Origin of the sequence: Marinilactibacillus sp. 15R, assembly GCF_001895285.1 — a bacterium.
In the GTDB taxonomy this organism is placed as follows: Bacteria; Bacillota; Bacilli; order Lactobacillales; family Carnobacteriaceae_A; genus Marinilactibacillus; species Marinilactibacillus piezotolerans.
Genome location: NZ_CP017761.1, coordinates 1,778,018 through 1,796,783, shown reverse-complemented (window position 1 = coordinate 1,796,783; position 18,766 = coordinate 1,778,018). Strand labels below are relative to the sequence as shown.

The 18,766-nt window shown below is 33.7% G+C and carries 19 protein-coding genes; 2 read left to right on the top strand and 17 right to left on the bottom strand.

Annotated features, from left to right (window positions below; all coding sequences use genetic code 11):
• Nucleotides 1-14: 14 nt before the first annotated feature.
• The gene (locus BKP56_RS08855) at nucleotides 15-257 is read right to left on the bottom strand and encodes a DUF896 family protein (RefSeq protein WP_072694734.1); all 243 of its coding nucleotides are present in this window, start codon (nucleotides 255-257) and stop codon (nucleotides 15-17) included.
• 300 nt (nucleotides 258-557) lie between these two features.
• Between BKP56_RS08855 and lexA the strand changes: the two genes are divergently transcribed.
• The gene (gene lexA / locus BKP56_RS08850) at nucleotides 558-1,193 is read left to right on the top strand and encodes a transcriptional repressor LexA (RefSeq protein WP_072694733.1); all 636 of its coding nucleotides are present in this window, start codon (nucleotides 558-560) and stop codon (nucleotides 1,191-1,193) included.
• A 78-nt stretch (nucleotides 1,194-1,271) separates the two neighbouring features.
• Here the strand turns inward: lexA and BKP56_RS08845 are convergent, their stop codons facing one another.
• Together BKP56_RS08845 and BKP56_RS08840 are read right to left on the bottom strand one after the other, a co-directional pair.
• Nucleotides 1,272-1,841 carry an NADPH-dependent FMN reductase gene (locus BKP56_RS08845; protein ID WP_072694732.1) on the bottom strand — a complete coding sequence of 190 codons (570 nt, stop codon included), beginning with the start codon at nucleotides 1,839-1,841 and terminating at the stop codon, nucleotides 1,272-1,274.
• Nucleotides 1,842-1,855: 14 nt separating this feature from the next.
• Nucleotides 1,856-2,929, bottom strand: coding sequence for an LLM class flavin-dependent oxidoreductase (locus tag BKP56_RS08840; protein ID WP_072694731.1), 1,074 nt, complete (start codon nucleotides 2,927-2,929; stop codon nucleotides 1,856-1,858).
• Nucleotides 2,930-3,043: 114 nt separating this feature from the next.
• Between BKP56_RS08840 and BKP56_RS08835 the strand changes: the two genes are divergently transcribed.
• Nucleotides 3,044-3,385 carry a winged helix-turn-helix transcriptional regulator gene (locus BKP56_RS08835; RefSeq protein WP_072694730.1) on the top strand — a complete coding sequence of 114 codons (342 nt, stop codon included), beginning with the start codon at nucleotides 3,044-3,046 and terminating at the stop codon, nucleotides 3,383-3,385.
• A gap of 94 nt (nucleotides 3,386-3,479) precedes the next feature.
• On the opposite strand, the gene BKP56_RS08830 is transcribed toward BKP56_RS08835, so the two are convergent.
• The 14 genes from BKP56_RS08830 to accD form a co-directional block, all read right to left on the bottom strand.
• The gene (locus tag BKP56_RS08830; protein ID WP_072694729.1) at nucleotides 3,480-3,992 is read right to left on the bottom strand and encodes an adenine phosphoribosyltransferase; all 513 of its coding nucleotides are present in this window, start codon (nucleotides 3,990-3,992) and stop codon (nucleotides 3,480-3,482) included.
• 12 nt (nucleotides 3,993-4,004) lie between these two features.
• A complete protein-coding gene (gene recJ, locus BKP56_RS08825; protein ID WP_072694728.1) occupies nucleotides 4,005-6,338 on the bottom strand; it encodes a single-stranded-DNA-specific exonuclease RecJ in 2,334 nt (777 codons plus the stop codon).
• A 90-nt stretch (nucleotides 6,339-6,428) separates the two neighbouring features.
• Nucleotides 6,429-7,295 (bottom strand): DegV family protein, encoded by an 867-nt coding sequence (locus tag BKP56_RS08820; RefSeq protein WP_072694727.1) that lies wholly within the window; start codon nucleotides 7,293-7,295, stop codon nucleotides 6,429-6,431.
• Nucleotides 7,288-7,722: a LapA family protein gene (locus tag BKP56_RS08815; protein ID WP_072694726.1), complete on the bottom strand. Its 435-nt coding sequence runs from the start codon at nucleotides 7,720-7,722 to the stop codon at nucleotides 7,288-7,290. The genes BKP56_RS08820 and BKP56_RS08815 overlap by 8 nt, the downstream gene beginning before the upstream one ends.
• Before the next feature lie 74 nt (nucleotides 7,723-7,796).
• Nucleotides 7,797-8,588: an SDR family NAD(P)-dependent oxidoreductase gene (locus tag BKP56_RS08810; RefSeq protein ID WP_072694725.1), complete on the bottom strand. Its 792-nt coding sequence runs from the start codon at nucleotides 8,586-8,588 to the stop codon at nucleotides 7,797-7,799.
• The gene (gene rnz, locus BKP56_RS08805) at nucleotides 8,589-9,533 is read right to left on the bottom strand and encodes a ribonuclease Z (protein WP_072694724.1); all 945 of its coding nucleotides are present in this window, start codon (nucleotides 9,531-9,533) and stop codon (nucleotides 8,589-8,591) included. It abuts the gene before it with no gap.
• Nucleotides 9,534-9,591: 58 nt separating this feature from the next.
• Nucleotides 9,592-10,893 (bottom strand): GTPase ObgE, encoded by a 1,302-nt coding sequence (gene obgE, locus BKP56_RS08800; protein ID WP_072694723.1) that lies wholly within the window; start codon nucleotides 10,891-10,893, stop codon nucleotides 9,592-9,594.
• A 191-nt stretch (nucleotides 10,894-11,084) separates the two neighbouring features.
• Complete coding sequence (locus BKP56_RS08795) at nucleotides 11,085-12,230, bottom strand: hypothetical protein (RefSeq protein ID WP_072694722.1); 1,146 nt, start codon at nucleotides 12,228-12,230, stop codon at nucleotides 11,085-11,087.
• Nucleotides 12,227-12,832: a ribosome biogenesis GTP-binding protein YihA/YsxC gene (gene yihA / locus BKP56_RS08790; RefSeq protein WP_072694721.1), complete on the bottom strand. Its 606-nt coding sequence runs from the start codon at nucleotides 12,830-12,832 to the stop codon at nucleotides 12,227-12,229. The genes BKP56_RS08795 and yihA overlap by 4 nt, the downstream gene beginning before the upstream one ends.
• A gap of 231 nt (nucleotides 12,833-13,063) precedes the next feature.
• The gene (clpX, locus tag BKP56_RS08785) at nucleotides 13,064-14,317 is read right to left on the bottom strand and encodes an ATP-dependent Clp protease ATP-binding subunit ClpX (RefSeq protein ID WP_072694720.1); all 1,254 of its coding nucleotides are present in this window, start codon (nucleotides 14,315-14,317) and stop codon (nucleotides 13,064-13,066) included.
• 164 nt (nucleotides 14,318-14,481) lie between these two features.
• On the bottom strand, nucleotides 14,482-15,795 hold the full coding sequence (gene tig / locus BKP56_RS08780) for a trigger factor (RefSeq protein ID WP_072694719.1): 1,314 nt from the start codon (nucleotides 15,793-15,795) through the stop codon (nucleotides 14,482-14,484).
• A gap of 204 nt (nucleotides 15,796-15,999) precedes the next feature.
• A complete protein-coding gene (locus tag BKP56_RS08775; protein ID WP_072694718.1) occupies nucleotides 16,000-16,947 on the bottom strand; it encodes a hypothetical protein in 948 nt (315 codons plus the stop codon).
• Between the two features lie 117 nt (nucleotides 16,948-17,064).
• Entirely contained in the window at nucleotides 17,065-17,835 is a 771-nt protein-coding gene (locus tag BKP56_RS08770; protein WP_442914832.1) for an acetyl-CoA carboxylase carboxyltransferase subunit alpha, read from the bottom strand.
• 70 nt (nucleotides 17,836-17,905) lie between these two features.
• Nucleotides 17,906-18,766: an acetyl-CoA carboxylase, carboxyltransferase subunit beta gene (gene accD, locus BKP56_RS08765; protein WP_072694716.1), complete on the bottom strand. Its 861-nt coding sequence runs from the start codon at nucleotides 18,764-18,766 to the stop codon at nucleotides 17,906-17,908.

Here is an 18,766-nt window from a genome sequence, read left to right as displayed (position 1 = left end):
AAATCAGTACTTTTTTATGATCTATTGTGAATACCTTTTTCACGCTGGATTTTTTTTAATTTATGTGGTGTAACATCTTTTCCTTCTGGGTCTACTACTTTCATTCCTTCAATATGGTTTTTCATACCAGATCGAAACGCTTTGATATACTTTTCTCTAAGCTCTTTTTGTTCGGTTTTTTCTTCATGAGTCAATCCTTCGACACGATCTTTGCGTACTAATTCGTTTATACGATCTAATTGTTTTTTAGGTAACATGTTTATCCTCCTTTAGAATTTCAAAAAGACTGATGTATATAGTCTTTACAAACAAAGTATAACATTGTTTTAAAATGAATCATAACTTTTTGCAAACATAAAGTATATTATAAATACTCTATGTTCTCAATTCATAATTTTAAAAGGGGCTATTTCGAACATTCGTTTGATTCAATGTTCGGTTTATGATATAATTTTTTTATAGTTTATATCCTTATAAGCTGAGAAATAATCTTGATATATATATTACTTATACATGGCTCTATCTATATAAACTTTGAAAGGACGAGGTGTCACTTTATGACAACTAGAGGCCGTAAAGGTGAAAAGCAAATTGAAATATTGCGTTATATACACGAACAAGTAAATAAACGAGGATATCCACCTACCGTTCGTGAGATTGGTTCGGCTACTGACTTATCTTCCACTTCGACAGTTCATGGTCACTTAGCGAGACTGGAAAAAAATGGCTTTATTTTAAGAGATCCTTCTAAACCAAGAGCAATTGAATTTACAAAAGAAGGGCTGATTAAAATTGGAATCGATGAATTTGAAAATCACATTCCCCTTCTAGGCGTTGTTACAGCTGGAGAACCGATTCTTGCAGTTGAAGAAGCAATTGACTATTTTCCTATTCCAAATGATCTTGAAATTGAAAAAGGAAATTTATTCATGCTGACTATTCGTGGAAATAGTATGATCAACGCAGGTATATTAGATGGAGACCAGGTCATTGTCAAAAAACAAGAAACTGCTCAAAATGGAGATGTAGTAATTGCTATGACAGACGAGGACGAAGCTACCTGTAAAAGATTTTACAAAGAAAATGGGCATATTCGTTTACAACCAGAAAATGATACAATGAATCCAATCATTTTACCTAATGTTTCTATTTTAGGGAAAGTTATTTCTTTATATAGAAGTCACATATATTAAAAATAAAGCCATGTAGTACGTAGATGGTTTCAGATCATCGGGATCCGAACATCTATTGTACTGCATGGTTTTTTAATTTTAAAATCCGTAAGAATCTTCTTGCTGTGACCAGATATCTTTATACGCCTTAGCTAAAATAATCGTATCCTCAACTAGTTTATCTATCCGAAAATGGATATCATCATTTATTATAGTCCCTTTGTCATAATCAGTATCTAATATATAAACATAATTAGGTACGATATTAGCTTTCATGTATCCCAGTATCGGTTTTAATTGCTGTTCTGGAATTAGATAATGTTTATTTGATCCGGCTGTTGTGATAATACTGCAAGTTTTATATTCAAATGCATTTTGAGGTAAAAGATCAAAAAGGTTTTTAAGGGACGCTGGAATTGAAGCCTGGAAAATTGGTGTACCAAAAAAAATAACATCCGCATTCATTAAGGACTGAGTAACATATTTTGTATCTGCAGTATAATCCAGATAATTTCTTCCATCACTGAATTCCAAGGAAAGTTTTTTTAAATCGAGAATGCTGATAGTATTCTCTTCTGAATATTTTTCTTTTAATACATTCATCACCTTATTAGCGGCAATACTCGTTTTTTCTCCAACATTTGATCCTGATACTACGACTATATTCACTAAGATACTCTCCTTTATTTTTTAGTATATTTTTTTATAGCGGGAAGAATTTTTTCTCCGATAATATCTATATTTCTCTTGATGCTCTCCATCGGAACCCCACCAAAGTCTAATTGAGCAATATAGCGCTGATTTCCAAATAATTCATGCTGATATAATATTTTTTCAATAATTGACTCAGGATCTCCGACATTGATAACACTTCTATAGTCTTGACCATGGGCAAAAGCTTGCTTAGGAAACCCTTGACCATTTGTAATCTTCATTCCTTCATTTACATGAGGATAATATTCCTTAAAAGCGTCCATTTTATTATTACTTACATAAAAGAAACCAGCTGTCGCTACTGGCAAAGTATTTATATTAAATCCTGATTCTGCTGCTGTTTCTCTATATAAATCAATTGGCTTTTTAAATTCTGATGCTGGTCCTCCAAGGTGTGCTTGATACATTGGAACTCCAATGCGGCCAGCTTTTTGTGCAGATGTGTAAGATCCGCCAACTGCCCGCCAGATTGGCAAACCTTTTTCTTTATTGTCTGGTCTAGGGATAACTTGAGCATTCTTTAACGGAGAACGAAATTCTCCGTTCCAATTAAGAGTTTCGTTTTCATTAATTCTCAGAAACAAGTCAAATTTTTCTTCAAATAATGCTTCATAGCCTTGTAGATCATAACCTAACAAATCAAAGAGCCCCACTCTTGAAGCTCTACCAGCTACAACTTCCATTCTGCCATCAGATAATAGATCAATCGTAGCAGCATCTTCAAATACTCTTACTGGATCTGAAGTACTGATGATTGTTGCTCCTGAAGATAATTTAATTTTGTTTGTAGCTTGCGCAATTGCTGATAGAAGGATCATATGTGCTTGTGAAATAAAGGAATCTTGATGTGATTCTCCTATTTGAAAGACATCTAACCCTGCATCTTCAGCTAAAATAGCTGTCTCTATAATTTCATTAATTCTTTGTTTAGGTGATATTCTTTTCCCCGTATGCGGATTCGGTAAATGATCTCCAAGTGTATATAATCCAAACTCCAATCCTTTTGACTGATCGATTTTTGGTAAGATTCTAGGATTGTTCATGTTAGCACTCTCCTTATTTTATGTAAGTGTAGTATACTAAAACTATTACTTGATTTGAAGTAGGTACTTTTTAGTGCTATAGTATATTAAATATACTATAGGATGTATAAATACATGACTAACTTAAATCCGGAGTTTTGCGAAGTAAATGAATCTCTTGAAATTTTAGTAGGAAAATGGAAACCTATCATTCTTTTAAATCTTTTAGCAGAGAGTCCCATGCGATTCAGTGAACTAAAAAGAGCTATACCTAAAATTACTCAAAAAATGTTGACTAAACAATTACGAGAATTAGAATCTCAAGAAATCATTATGCGGAAAGTATATGCCCAAGTTCCTCCGCGTGTAGAATATTCGATAACTGAATACGGACAAACTCTTCGGCCAATCTTAAACGCCATGCATCAATGGGGACTAAAACATAAAGAACGGAGTATAACGAAGCTACCTGTTTAATTGGTTAAATTTTCTTTTAAAAAAGTGTTGAATCAACTTTTCTAAACGTTTTTAAACGATTTAGGTTGATTCAACACTTTTTATTCTACGACGCTTAATATTCCATTAAAGTAAAAATATCATAACCTTTAATTTTATCTCTACCATGCAGGTCTTTTAACTCTATAAAGAATGCTGTTCCAACTACTTCTCCACCTAACTTTTCAACCAGCTCGATAGTAGCTGCGATTGTACCTCCAGTAGCAAGCAGGTCATCACAAACTAGAACCTTTTGTCCCGGTTTGATAGAATCTTTGTGAAGCTGCAAGGCATCATTGCCATATTCAAGTCCATAACTTACTTCAATCGTTTCTCTAGGTAATTTCCCTTTTTTTCGACAAGGCGCAAATCCAATACCTAATTCAAAAGCTACTGGGCATCCAACAATAAACCCTCTTGCTTCAGGTCCAACAATCATGTCGACTTCTTTGTCTTTTGCATAGTTAACAATTTGTTGAGTTGCTTCTCCATATGCTTTACCATCTGCCATTAATGGTGAAATATCTCGGAAAATAATACCGGGTTGTGGAAAATCAGGCACATCAGCAACAAAATCTTTTAAATTCATGTTTACTCTCCTTTATTGTTCAACCTTAATTTGATTTAAACTTTTAAGCAGTTTAGTCAATTCATTGAATGAACTGTAGACCAACATCTCTTCAACTTCAATTTTTTCTTTTCTCTGTTTATAGACTTGAGTTTCAGCTACATCCATTTTTTTGACTTCTACATTTATATTAAGCAGTCCACCTTCTATTGTAACAAATCCTGCCTCTAAAAACACCCTGATTATGAATTTCAAAATAGATTTATCGAAATTCAAATATTTTGCCAGTAAGGAGCCTTTTTCCTTTAGATCAATATTTTTGTGCTTAGCAAGAAATTTATATAATTTGGTAAAATGTTCTCTTGAAGGCATTCCTAATAAATAGTTATTCTCATCAGCATAGAATATGCAATAAAGCTCATATTCTTCATTACCTTGCAGAGTATTTTTTAAAAGATCAAACGAATCTGGACAATCTACAAGTACAGAAGGGGTATTAACTTTAAAATTTTCTGCATCTTTTATATTATCTATCAATGTTGCTTGTGATTCTTTCGTTACATACTTACTATACTTACTATAATTCTTTTGATTAAAGAAAATATAAGTTGCATGCTTGATTGAAAAATCAGATTTTTTTAATTCTGATGTTCTTTTGTCAATAATAACAGCATCTTGAAATTGTAAATCCATTAATTGTAATTGAGGCTTTTTATTTCCATTCCATTCATTAATTTCTAATGTTCCAACAACAGATATACTTGAATCTGATTTTAAAGCTTCTGCTTTCCCTCCATAATTAAATGCAATAATATCAAGTTGTGCATTCGGTTGACTCACTTTCAACTTCAAGTGCGCATGATCTACTCCTATTGCACGTGACTCAACAGGGTGAACATTTTCGAATAAAAATGCAGGCCTTGGATTATCTGTACCGAAAGGCTTCAAAAAATCTATTTCTTTGATAGCTTCCAAACTAATATCTGCTATCTCACACTCTTCTTCAATTTCAATTTCTTCAAAAAAGTCTGTGGTTTCTTGAATGGTTTTTGCTGCTTCATTCAGTGCTTCATGTAAGACACTGATATTTTCAACTGGCAAGGTCATCCCTGCTGCCATATGGTGTCCTCCAAAATGTTTGAACAAACCTCTTACATCGTTACAGTGTTCAAATAAATTGAAAGCCTTTATACTTCTGCCAGAACCTTTAGCTTCACCAGTTTCGGAATCTATATTCAAAATTATGGTAGGCTTTCCTGTCTCATTAATGATTTTGCTTGCTACTATACCAAGAACACCAGGATGCCAATTTTCTTTAGATAAAATATTAACATATGCATTCTCTTGTTCGGCTAACTGCGCCATAGCCTCAGTAAAAATATCAGAAACAAGTATTTTGCGTTCTTTGTTTTTACTTTCGAGTAAAACTGCAATTTCTGAAGCTCTTTCTTCATCAAATGTTGTAAGCAGTTCAACTACAGGACTTGCATTTTCAATACGTCCTATTGCATTGATGGGTGGCGCAATTTTAAATCCGATTGTCGTTTCATCAATTTCCTTTAACGATACGGATAATGCATCAAATAAGCTCAGAATACCTATTCTTTGTGTTTGTCTGATCACCTTAAGTCCAAAGTTGACAATTGCTCGATTCTCATCCTTTAACGATACAAGATCAGCAATCGTTCCAATTGCTGCTAAGTCTAGAAGTTCTGCCGGAAAGGCTCCTAATAAAGCAGTCGCTACTTTTAATGCAACACCGGCACCCGATAAATCTTTAAAAGGATAATTCCCATTCGGATGATTTGGATGGATAATAGCATAAGCGTCTGGTAATGTTCCAGGAAGCTCATGATGATCTGTAACAATAACATCTACACCTTTATCTTGTATGTAATGAATAGCATCATGTCCAGCTACCCCGTTATCAACAGTAATAATCAAACTTGTATCATTAGTAAGAAATTTATCAAACGCTTCTATATTAGGACCGTATCCTTCAACAAAACGATTAGGAATAAAATATTCTACATTACCACCCATTGCTTCAATTGTTTCATATAAAATCGCAGTACTTGTGACTCCATCTGCGTCATAATCTCCATAGATCGTGATTTTTTCCCCTGTTTCAATCGCACTAGTTATTCTCTCGATTGCTTTTTCCATATCATAAAATAGAAAAGGATCGTGAAACCATGATTCGTCTGGATTTATAAAATGTTCGATCGCTTCCTTGGTATCCAATCCTCTATTCAAGCAGAGTTTAACAAACAAAGGAGAAACATTTAGTTCTTTAGATAACAAATCGATTTTATCTTGATCAAATTCTGAAGTAATGATCCACTTTTTCTTTTGCTTGAAACTCAATGACTTCACTCCTTGAACATAATTTACTTACAATAAAAAAAGCACGAGCTATGGTTAATACAAATCCATTGCTCTTGCTTTTAACTTTTACTAGTCGTCTAAAAGTTGAACGCCTATCCCAATTAGTCCCGGACCTGTATGGACACCCAGCGCAGGACTCAATTGATCAAAAAAGAAATGTTCAAATTTCGGTAATTTCTTTTTCAACACTTCTCGAACAGATTTTGCTTCTTCTATAGCTTTTTCTCCGCCATAAGCGATCGCTAAATTATATTTATTAGATTTAGCAGCATATTTTTCAACTAGTTCAATCGTCTTATTAACAGATTTTGCTTTGCCCCGAACTTTTGCAACAGTATGATAGATTCCTTCATCATTACAAGTAATGATTGGTTTAAGATTCATAACGCTACCTAATACAGATTGAACTAACCCAATTCTACCACCTTTTTGAAGGTATTCCAACGTAGGAACATGAAAATAAACTTTTGCTTTTTCTATTCCTCTTTGTAAGTTAGCTTTGATTTCATTAAATGGAATTCCTCGATCTACTTGATAAGCAGCTTCAACAGCAGATAATCCAGCACCAATACCAATATTTTTAGTATCAAGCACGAAAACTTCTAGATCTTTATAATCCTCTGCCACGATTCGAACCATATTATTAGTTCCACTTAATCCGCTTGAAATAGTCACTGCAATAACTTTCTCATATCCTTCAGATTTGATTTCATCAAAAATACTTTTAATCATTTCACCATCTGGCAAAGAAGTTTTTGGAATCTCTTTATCCATGCGTTTATAGACTTCTTCTGCGGTAATATTCAATTTATCAATATATTCTCCATCTTTAAAAATAATCTTCAATGGAATCACTTTTATATTGAATTGTTCTTTTATAGTTTCAGGAACATCTGCACCAGAATCTGTTAGTATAGCAACCTTCTCTTTATTCATAGGTCCTCCCATCCTTCTTTACTAGTATTTTACTCTTCTCTTGTACAGAATTTATTGTATTATTGTTCGCACTAGTACTTTCTTTTATTTCAGCATCTTTTGACCGTATTTCTTCTTTTAACTGACTTATTTGAGTTTCATATTTTGCTTCTAATTCTTTCGCTCTTTCGTTCTCATTTTCTTTAGCTTGATTAGCAGATTTTTCTAAATCTTTACGCATTTTAGTTTCTTGATAGATTTTTACTGTTGATAAAAGCGAAGCTATCAAAGCTCCTAACAATATGGATCCTAAAATAACGATGATTAATGGCCATTCATATGTGGCAAAATAAAAGTTGACCGGAACTGGATCTACATTTAATACAGATAATACGGCTCCAATAAACAATAATATAAATGCCCCTACAAAACTCCACTGTTTTTTCATGAAATTATATCCCCTTTTATACACTTATTATTAGAAGAATAACATTTAAATTAAAATATTTCTCTGATTGTGTTTTATTTCTTATCAAATTGGTTAAGAATCAAATAATCTCCTAAAGCCGGAAATAATGAATACAATTTAGCAGCTACGCTTAAACTAAATGGCAGATTGACTTCTCTTTTATTTGTACCAATAATTTTAATCGTCTTTTCAGCAACTTCATCACTTGTTAAAACAAATCTACCAATTCTTTCCAGATAACTGCCAGAAGGATCGAATTCATCAAAGAAAGCTGTATCAACTGGACCTGGGTTAATAGTTGTCACTTTGATATTAAGAGGTTTTAATTCTAATCTTAAAGCATTACTGAAACCGATAACAGCAAACTTCGAAGCTGAATATACTGCTGATTTAGGAGTAGCAATCTTACCGGCAATAGATCCAACATTGATAATATGTCCACTCCTACTATCAGCCATTTGAATTGCAGCTAACTGAGATAAGTACATAACTCCTAAAACATTCACTCTAAACATATTTTCTGCTTTATTTAAATCATATGTCATGAATTCTTCAGTACGTCCAAAACCCGCATTATTAATTAGCACATCGATCTTACCAATACTGTTTTCAATTTTCACCATTGTTTCTTCGATTGCATCAGGATCAGACATATCTAAAGGATAAACATAGACTTCTGATGCACTTATTTTATTACATTGTTCCTTAACCTCTTTGAGCTTATTTTCTCTTCTAGCAGATAAAATAAGGGTTGCACCGTTTTTTGCAGCTTCGTAGGCTAACGATTCTCCAATCCCTGACGAAGCTCCAGTTATCATTATAACTTTCCCTTTTAAATCATTCATTTAATTTTCAACTCCTTTTCTCTCAAGCGGAATATTAACCTCTTTTAAATCATGCATCACACATGTATTCTTAAAAACCTCACGAGCTTCATTTTGCAGTGCTTGTACATCTTTAGCTAAATACCTAGCACTAATATGAGTTAATAATAACATTCTCACTTTTGCTTCTTTAGCTACCTCAGCAGCCTGTACATTTGTGGAATGATTATAACTTGTGGCAAGCTTGACATCATTATGATTAAATGTACTTTCATGTACTAATACATCTGCATCCTTGGCCAATTCAACGCTATTTACCGTTTTAAGTGTATCGCCCAAAATTGTTACTATTCTACCCTTTTGGGTTGGTCCAATAAAATCTTTGCCATTAATCACTGTCCCGTCTTCAAGGGTTATCGTTCCACCCTGCTTCAACTTTCCAAAAAGAGGACCAAAAGGAACACCTAGTGCTCTTAAATCTTCAGCCAAAAGAGTTCCTTCGTGATTAGATTCTTCAATTCTAAAACCATAAGAAGGGATACCGTGCTTTAATTTTTTTACTGAAACTTTAAACTGATCATCTTCAAATATTACTCCATCTTCATTAAATTCAATAAAATGAATAGGATATTTAATGTGTGATGCCGAAAATCGTAAACTAGATAATACATATTGTTTGATTCCTTTAGGACCATAAATCGTTAAAGGTGTCTCTCCACCTTGGAAAGCTCTACTGCTTAATAAACCAGGTAGTCCGAAGATATGGTCTCCATGCATATGTGTTATAAATATTTTTTCGATTTTACGAGGTTTCAATGTCGTGTTCAGTATCTGATGCTGTGTAGCTTCTCCGCAATCAAACATCCAGATACTGTTGCGTTCTTCCAATAATTTTAAAGCAATGCTTGATACATTTCTATGTTTAGCAGGAACACCCGATCCGGTTCCTAAAAATAATAAATCCATAACTATCCTCGAATTCTAATTGTGTCTCATTATTTTTTATATAATCAATCTCAATTTATTATTCTACAAATTCAAATTCAAATGAATCGATTCGTACAATATCTCCGTTTTTAGCACCTTTATTTCTTAACGCTTCATCGATACCCATACCTCGAATCTGACGAGCAAAACGCATTACCGATTCATCGTGTGCAAAATTTGTCATTTTGTATAATTTCTCTAATTTTTGTCCAGTTAGTACCCAAGTACCGTCTGGCTCTCTAAGAATATTAAAATGATCTGTTGAAGGAGTATGTTTATACAGTACTCTTTCTTCCTCATGTGTTTCTTCATCGTATAACGGAAATTCTGGTGTAGATTCAAGTAAATCTGCTGTTCTTGTTAGTACAGCTGTTAAACCTTTTTGAGAAATAGCAGAAACTTCAAATATCTCAATTTTTTCACCAGATTCTTCAATTTTTTTCTTGAATTCTATTAAATTCTTTTGAGAATCAGGCATATCCATTTTATTTGCTATAACAAGTTGAGGTCTTTCTCTTAATTTTAAATCGTATTCCTTTAATTCATTATTAATCGTATAGTAATCATCTATTGGAACACGACCTTCTATTCCACTCATATCTATAACATGCAGTAATACTCTTGTACGTTCTATGTGGCGTAGAAATTCAATCCCTAATCCTACTCCTTGTGAAGCCCCTTCGATTAATCCAGGCATATCCGCCAATACAAAACTTCTTCCATCTTCCGTTTCAACCATTCCTAAATTTGGCACAATTGTCGTAAAATGATAGGCTCCAATTTTAGGTCGAGCAGCAGAAACAACTGATAATAAGGTCGATTTCCCTACTGATGGAAATCCTATCAACCCGACATCAGCTAAGACTTTTAGTTCTAATTCAATTTCTTTTTCTTCTCCCGGTTCGCCATTCTCAGCAATTTCTGGTGCAGGGTTGCGAGGAGTTGCAAAGCGTATATTTCCTCTTCCGCCTCTTCCCCCCTTAGCGATTACTGCTTCTTGACCATGATTAATTAAATCAGCATATAGTTGACCGGTTTCTGCATTTTTAACTATCGTGCCTGGAGGAACTTTGACAAACAAATCTTTTGCTCCTCGCCCATGCATTCCTTTAGACATACCATTCTCACCATTTTTAGCTTTGAAATGTCTGTTATATCTAAAATCCATTAGGGTTCTTAGTCCTTCATCAACAATAAAAATGATATTTCCACCAGTTCCACCATCTCCACCGGCTGGTCCACCATCAGGTACATATTTTTCCCGCCTGAAAGCAACCATACCATCTCCACCGTTGCCTGCCTTGACATTGACAGTAACTTGATCTAAAAACATCGACATCTGTTAACCCTTCTCTCCTGTACATTTCTCTTAATTTTATTTTACACTATTGCGCATTGTTTTACTAATGTTCTTAAAAGACTGCATAATAAAAGCGGGTCATGCCCGCATTTTGAATCTGTTATTTTTAAAATATAAAAAATATAATCTGAAAAAGCTCGAAAAATCCGAGCTTTTTCATGCTACCAAAATCACGTCATGGACTTATGAATCGAATCAGAGCCGACCGCTTTGTGCAAAGAAGACCATTCTTTTACATTTTCTTGTGCATATTTCTCATTAAGCAGCTGATAATTCCCCATAAATTTTTCTGTTTCGTGGATCAGGTTTTCATCAAAATAAATGTCAGCTTGATTCAGTTCATTCTCAGTGAAATCTTTCATGCTTCGATCATCAAAAGACATATAATTAACTAAATGACCAAGTGCGTAAAAAACTTCTCGATTGCTCTGATTGAAGTCAACAATCATTTGCTTTTTCTTCGTCTGTCTAATTGTTTCGACCTTTTCAATCAATTCTCGACTCAAGCATTCACTATTAAAAGACTGAGAAAGAATAATCCCATCGGCATTCGAAAATCTATAACCTACTGATAACAGATCTGCTGCGTGTAACCTTGTTAAAATCGGGCCGTCCACTGTTAATTCAATCCATTCCTTCAATGAGTTAATCATTTTTGTACTGAAAAAAATATCTTCATTTGCAATTGTTAACGACTGTACATTAAGAGATAATAATAATTTCGCTATATGAAGCACATCATAACCATTACCAAATAAAACACATTTTTTATCTTCTAATTTCCCTAAAGAATCTTGAAGCATTTCGATTGCTCTAGATGGTTGAGCACAATAAAGAGGTCTCATTACTTCAGACAATCTCATTTTTCTAGAAAACTTGATTGCACTTTTAAAGAGATCCTTTATCATAATCCCTATTGTTTCCTCTTTAGTTCCAAAATTCAAGGCATTCTCTACTGGTCTGAGTGTAGTATGTGATCCTTTTGGCTTTGTTTCCATTCCACTAACAATAGTAAATAGGTGATTTACAACATCTTTATTAAATTTACTATATGTTTCTAAAATGGTTTCTTTTAGCGGCTTACCAGTGAAATTAGATAAATACCGTAAAAGATCTCCATGTTTGAAGACCGTTTCATCAACATTCAAATAGTATTCACTACGAACTTCAGAGGATAATATACAGACTTCTTTTACACCATCAAAGTTTTTAATGTCATGTAAATGTCTGATTTTCTGTCTTTCGTTCAATGTATATTTATCAATGTCTTCAATTGAAACAGTATCTTTATTTACTCCATACATTAAGATTTTCAAATAGAATCATTCCTTGTGCTCGCAAGTATTTCATTCCAGACTTCGTCTCTTCCTTCTCTAGTTTCAGCAGAAAAAACAACAACTTTATCTCCTGTTGCTAGTTCAAGTGTCTGAATGACTTGGTTGATGTGTTTATTACGCTTAGATTTCTTTATTTTATCAGCTTTTGTTGCCACAACTAATACTGGAAGATTATAATACTTTAAAAAATCATACATCTGAACATCAAGATCAGTCGGATGATGTCTTAGATCTACCAATAGAATACTTAAAGAAAGTTCTTCCCGACTGGAAAAATAGATGTTCATCATCTTTCCCCATTTTTCTTGTTCAGCGTTTGATACTTTAGCATATCCGTATCCTGGTACATCGACAAAAAATAACTCATTTTCGATATTAAAATAATTCAATGTCCTAGTTTTGCCTGGTTTTCCAGAAGTTCTTGCAAGTTTCTTTCTATTTACCATTGTATTGATAAAGGAAGATTTACCGACATTAGAACGTCCAGCTAAGGCAACCTCTGGTAGTCCATCATTAGGGTACTGTTTTGGAGAAACTGCACTGATCGTAATTTCTGCATAATGAATTTTATTGATATCCATATTATTTTCTCCTAACGTTAAATTTACATACTATAAATATAATCCTGTATAAGTATATCATAATTTGGATGATTTAAAAGAATTTCTTTATTTTTTATGACGTACAGCTTCCAAACTTTACAATTATATGACAAAAGATAGAGTTCAGAAAACACATAAAACTTTTTATTTATACAAAAACAGTATCTCTCATGATAGAGAGATACTGTTTTTCCAGTCTATATTATTAAATCAGCTGATCAATTCCCCATCATTATTATAATAAATTGGACCGCCTGATCCTTCAACAGCATCTTCAGTAATGATGACTTTCTTAATATCTTCACGACTAGGAACTTCAAACATGATTTCCATCATTATACTTTCAATAATAGATCGAAGTCCACGTGCACCAGTGTCACGTTCGATTGCTTTTTTGCCAATCCCTCTTAATGCTTCTTCTTCAAATTCAAGTTCTACGTTATCAATCTGTAGAAGTTTTTTATATTGTTTGACGAGAGCACTCTTAGGTTTTGTAAGAATTTGAACTAAATCATCTTCAGTTAATTTTTCTAAAACAGCAGTTATTGGTAAGCGACCAATAAATTCTGGAATTAATCCATATTTTAATAGATCTTCAGGAATAATCTGCTGCATCATACTTGCACTTTCAGCAAAACCTTTACGCGTATTAGAAGCTCCAAAACCAATGACCTTATCACCAAGGCGATTTTTAACCATTGTTTCGATACCATCAAAAGCTCCACCAACAATAAACAATATATTAGTTGTATCAATTTGAATCAATTCCTGATGAGGATGCTTGCGCCCGCCTTGTGGGGGAACACTAGCAGTAGTTCCTTCAAGGATCTTGAGTAATGCTTGCTGGACTCCTTCACCACTAACGTCTCTAGTGATAGATACATTTTCTGATTTTCTAGCAATTTTATCAATCTCATCAACATAAATAATACCATGCTGAGCACGTTCAACATCATAATCAGCAGATTGAAGAAGTTTAAGTAGAATATTTTCAACATCTTCTCCTACATAGCCTGCTTCAGTTAAATTAGTTGCATCAGCAATTGCAAATGGCACATTCAATATTCTAGCTAAAGTCTGAGCTAGATACGTCTTACCAGAACCAGTCGGCCCAATTAAACAGATATTACTTTTCTGCAATTCAACATCATCTTCCTGGTTAGACAGATTATTCACACGTTTATAGTGATTATATACCGCTACAGATAATGCTTTTTTGGCTGCATCTTGTCCAATAATATATTCATTCAATATGGAACGAATTTCTTGAGGTTTTGGAACTTCAGTATCCTCTGCGTAAACTTGCTTATTAAATTCTTCATCCATAATTTCTTTACATAAATCTATACATTCATTACAAATATAAACTCCTGGACCTGCGACAATTTTTTTTACTTGATCTTGTGATTTACCACAAAATGAACAAGAGATATTGCCTGATTGCTCTTCATCATTGTCAAACATAGGCAGGTTCACCTCAATTCCTAAAATCTTTTAACATTTCATATAGTAACATAGAACATTTGTGCTTGCCAATAGGTTGGCTCTAGCAGCTAAACATTTACAAAAAACGGGAATGCTATTACAGCATCCCCCTTTTTCATTTATAACATTTCAATCCATTAAAATTATTCTGCTGCATCTTCTGAATCAGCTGGTTCTAATGTTTCTTTAGCAGTTGATGTAATCACGTCAATTGCTTTTTTAAGAGAAATATCTTTCACTAATAAGTCTGGAGAGAGTACGCTGCGTACTTGTTCTTCAGGCATATTGTATTGAGCTGCTAAATCTTTGATTTCTTTCTCGATATCTTCATCATCAGCTGCTAGGTTTTCTGCTTCAACGATTGCTTCTAACACAAGGTTAGTACGAACGTTGAATTCTGCTTCGCCTTCAAATTGTTTATGAAGATCTGATTCAGAAGAATTTGTCATTTGATAATACATTTCTGGTGAAATACCTTGTTGTTGAAGGTTATTCAAGAACATATCCATTTGACGGTGAACTTCGTCATGTGCCATTTCATGAGGAATCTCTTCAATCTTAGCATTCATTACTGCTTTACGGATAGCTTCGTCATCACGAGCATCATTAGCAGAGTTTTCACGACCTTCTTCAAGGTTTTTACGGATCTTAGCTTTTAATTCATCTAACGTTTCAACATCTTCATCTGCATCTTTAGCAAATTCATCATCAAGTTCTGGGAGTTCTTTTGACTTAACTTCGTGAACTTTAACATTAAACACTGCTTCTTTTCCAGCAAGATCTTCAGCTTGATACTCTTCTGGGAAAGTAACTGTTACTTCTTTTTCTTCTCCAGCTTTAACACCGATTAATTGCTCTTCAAATCCAGGAATGAAAGAATTAGAGCCTAGCTCAAGAGAATGATTTTCACCTTTTCCACCTTCGAATGCTACACCATCATTGAATCCTTCGAAATCGATAACAACTGTATCGCCTTCTTCTGCTGCATCTTCTTTAACTGTTAATTCAGCTAAATTTTCACGACGTGTTTCAAGATTTTTTTCTACAGCTTCATCAGTAACTTCACGGTCTTGCTTTGTTACTTCAAGTCCTTTATATTCTCCAAGCTCAACTTCTGGTTTTAAAGTAACTTCTGCTATTAATTTCCAGTCTTGTCCTTTTTCAACAGACTCAATGTCAATATTTGGTTGAGCTACAGGTTCAATTCCAGCTTCTTCCACTGCTTTAGAATAAGCTTCAGGAAGTAAGTCATTTAACGTATCTTCATATAATGCTGCTTCACCATACATTTGGTTAAACATTTTACGAGGTACTCTACCTTTACGGAAACCTGGCACATTAAGTGTTTTTTGAACTTTTTTAAATGTTGTATCTAGTCCCTGTTTAACTGTTTCTTGATCGATCGAAAAAGTCAATCGACCAGAAGTAGCTCCTGTTTTTTCAAAATTAGTTGTCATAATTATTTACCCTCCGAATTTCTTTTTTATCTGTAATAAGTGAAGAACGACTGCTAAACAAATACAATCAGTTCCAGTTGAATCTCGTAATACATTTATCTTATTAAATAAGAGTGCATACGGGCATTAAAATCACTTAGCACGTTGCGCATACTATCTTATCATACAATAGTTATATGAAAAAGTAAACAATAACTATATAAGTTAGCCCTCCATTTTACTTATTTTTTTTATCCATTCCATCATCTTTTTTTCCCTAGCAGAAAACCTTGAATCAAATTCAAGATTTTCTGTCTCAAACGAATAAAGATGTATATATAGTTTTACCCATTCAACGGGATTTTCTATAATCTGTTTAGCAAAAGGATAAATTTTCAATAAATGGAAATTAAGTTCCGGTTTAATTGACATCAACATACTAGGATTTTTTTCTAATTGCATATTCAGTTGTTCATTTACTTGGACTACAATAGATTCTTCATTAAAAGAATCCAATTTAGAAGGGTTTATAATTTTTGTAATTCCTAAAGTTTCAAATTCGAATTCAACATCTGCATTAATGTCAACCAAATTTTGTAAATAAAAAGATTTAGCTAGTGGATCAACAAAAGGGTTGCTCATAAGAAAAGGAATTACGTTAATTAATTCATCTGGAGTTAACAGACTTACTTCATCAACAATTTTTAATTGTTCTTCTCTACTTAAATCAGCTAGAGCAAATAATTTCTTTTTCAGCTCATTTTTTGCTTGATGACGTTCCTTCTCATCTATTAATATCTCTTCTTCTAAAAGTTTTTTCATCTGTGATAATTCATCGATTGATAACTGATCGCCACCAGTTAATCGAGTCAAATAAGTTTCAGCTTGGACAAATCGTTTATTTTTGATGAGCAAAAACAAATATAGTGATACATATTCCGTTTTCATTATATTTTTACCTTTGATATTTTCAACAATTTCTAAAGCTTCGCTGTATCTCTCTAATTGTACTAAAACAGATACATAAAGCGTACTGATATTGGGTTCTTGTTTAATATCATAAGCTAATTCTATATAGTGCAATGCTTTAATCGGCTCATTAAGATTTAAATATTGTTCTGCCTTTTTAAGATACATTGAATAATTATTTGGAAATTCTATTTTTTCTCCCATTATCCCCCTTCTTTCTTATACTATTATAAGTACAAAGAATAAATCGTCAAATTCTGATTGGAATAGTATGGGAAAAAATTAAAAACCGATATGAGAAAAACTCAAATCGGTTTATCGTTAAAACTTCCTGAATCTTTCATACCTTTTTTGAATTAAATGATCTTTTGACTGGGACATTAACTGCTCAATCTCATTTATCATATCTTCCTTTAATGAATTGAGTAATTGAGAGTAATTAATTTTTTTCCCCTCTTTTTCTTCGTAGATAATGCGATCAATAACGCCTAATTTCAACAAATCATATGACGTCAGTTTCATAATTTCTGCTGCTTCTGCAGCTCGTTTGGAATCTTTCCAGAGTATCGAAGCAAATCCTTCTGGCGAAAGAATAGAATAAATAGCAAATTCCATCATCCATACTTTATTGCCTGCAGCAAGAGCGAGGGCTCCACCGCTCCCTCCTTCGCCAATTATAATGGAAAGAATCGGGACCGAGAGATTACTCATTTCAAGCAGATTTTTAGCTAATGCTTCTCCTTGACCACGTTCTTCAGCCTCTACACCACAGTATGCGCCCGAAGTGTTTACAAAAGTAATGATCGGTCGATTGAATTTTTCAGCTTGCTTCATCAATCGTAAAGATTTCCGATATCCTTCTGGATGTGGTGATCCAAAGTTTCTTTTTAAATTTTCTTCTAAATCATGCCCTTTTTGGTTACCGATAATCGTTACAGGTTGACCATTTAGCATACCGATACCGCCAACGACTGCAGCATCATCTTTATATGAACGATCTCCATGAAGCTCAATAAAGTCATCAAAGATTACTTCAATTAATTCCGTTGTTGTGATGCGGTCTGTTTGTCTAGCAATTGAAACGATGTCCATTGCTTCCGCCATTTGACCACCTCTTTTTCTATTATTATTTATTATCTCCATACTAGATTTCTGATTATCTTTAAAAATTAGAATTAGAGACTACATGCATCAGCAAAAGCTTGTTAATGACTTGCTTTAATTCTGTACGCGGTACAATTTTATCAATAAACCCATGTTCCATAACTTTTTCAGCAGATTGAAAATCATCCGGTACTGATTCTTTAATGGTTTGTTCAATTACTCTCCTACCAGCAAATCCAATCAACGCACCTGGTTCAGCAAGAATAACATCTCCTTGCATAGCAAAGCTGGCAGTAACACCACCAGTTGTTGGATCTGTCAAAATGGTTAGATAAAATAAACCTTTGTCAGAGTGTTTTTTAACTGCTGCACTTGTTTTTGCCATCTGCATTAAGGACAAAATTCCCTCCTGCATTCGAGCTCCTCCCGAGGCAGTAAATAAAACAACAGGCAAACCTTTATCAGCAGCTTTTTCGAATAAACGCGTAACTTTTTCGCCAACAGCTTGTCCCATGCTACCCATTATAAAGTTAGAATCCATAATTCCAATCGCTAGATCAACTCCATTTAGTTTAGCACTCCCAGTTAATACAGCTTCTCTTAACCCAGAATTTATTTGAGCTTTTTTTAGCTTTTCATCGTAACCCGGAAAGTTTAAAGGATCTAATGAAACAATATCCTCATCCCACTCTTGAAATGTCCCTTCATCGATTGTTAAATGCAGCCTTTCTTGGGCGCTGATTCTAAAAGCATATTGACAATTTGGACAAATTCTTTCATTCCCTAAATCTTTAGAATAAATTGATTGTTTACAGTTTGGGCATTTGACAAACATACCGTCTGGTACAAAAGGAGCTCGTTCTGAATCATTTGTGACCTTCTGTAAAGAAATATAAGGACGCTTTTTAAATAGTCGCAA

Excerpts from the sequence above, each read along its gene's own strand:
- BKP56_RS08835 (WP_072694730.1), top strand. The coding sequence starts at position 3,044 with ATGACTAACTTAAATCCGGAGTTTTGCGAAGTAAATGAATCTCTTGAA.
- BKP56_RS08775 (WP_072694718.1), bottom strand. The coding sequence starts at position 16,947 with ATGGGAGAAAAAATAGAATTTCCAAATAATTATTCAATGTATCTTAAA.
- BKP56_RS08810 (WP_072694725.1), bottom strand. The coding sequence starts at position 8,588 with ATGAATGATTTAAAAGGGAAAGTTATAATGATAACTGGAGCTTCGTCA.
- BKP56_RS08815 (WP_072694726.1), bottom strand. The coding sequence starts at position 7,722 with ATGAAAAAACAGTGGAGTTTTGTAGGGGCATTTATATTATTGTTTATT.
- BKP56_RS08770 (WP_442914832.1), bottom strand. The coding sequence starts at position 17,835 with ATGGACATCGTTTCAATTGCTAGACAAACAGACCGCATCACAACAACG.
- rnz (WP_072694724.1), bottom strand. The coding sequence starts at position 9,533 with ATGGATTTATTATTTTTAGGAACCGGATCGGGTGTTCCTGCTAAACAT.
- BKP56_RS08855 (WP_072694734.1), bottom strand. The coding sequence starts at position 257 with ATGTTACCTAAAAAACAATTAGATCGTATAAACGAATTAGTACGCAAA.
- BKP56_RS08830 (WP_072694729.1), bottom strand. The coding sequence starts at position 3,992 with ATGAATTTAAAAGATTTTGTTGCTGATGTGCCTGATTTTCCACAACCC.
- BKP56_RS08840 (WP_072694731.1), bottom strand. The coding sequence starts at position 2,929 with ATGAACAATCCTAGAATCTTACCAAAAATCGATCAGTCAAAAGGATTG.
- yihA (WP_072694721.1), bottom strand. The coding sequence starts at position 12,832 with ATGGATATCAATAAAATTCATTATGCAGAAATTACGATCAGTGCAGTT.
- obgE (WP_072694723.1), bottom strand. The coding sequence starts at position 10,893 with ATGTCGATGTTTTTAGATCAAGTTACTGTCAATGTCAAGGCAGGCAAC.
- clpX (WP_072694720.1), bottom strand. The coding sequence starts at position 14,317 with ATGTTTGACAATGATGAAGAGCAATCAGGCAATATCTCTTGTTCATTT.
- lexA (WP_072694733.1), top strand. The coding sequence starts at position 558 with ATGACAACTAGAGGCCGTAAAGGTGAAAAGCAAATTGAAATATTGCGT.
- BKP56_RS08820 (WP_072694727.1), bottom strand. The coding sequence starts at position 7,295 with ATGAATAAAGAGAAGGTTGCTATACTAACAGATTCTGGTGCAGATGTT.
- tig (WP_072694719.1), bottom strand. The coding sequence starts at position 15,795 with ATGACAACTAATTTTGAAAAAACAGGAGCTACTTCTGGTCGATTGACT.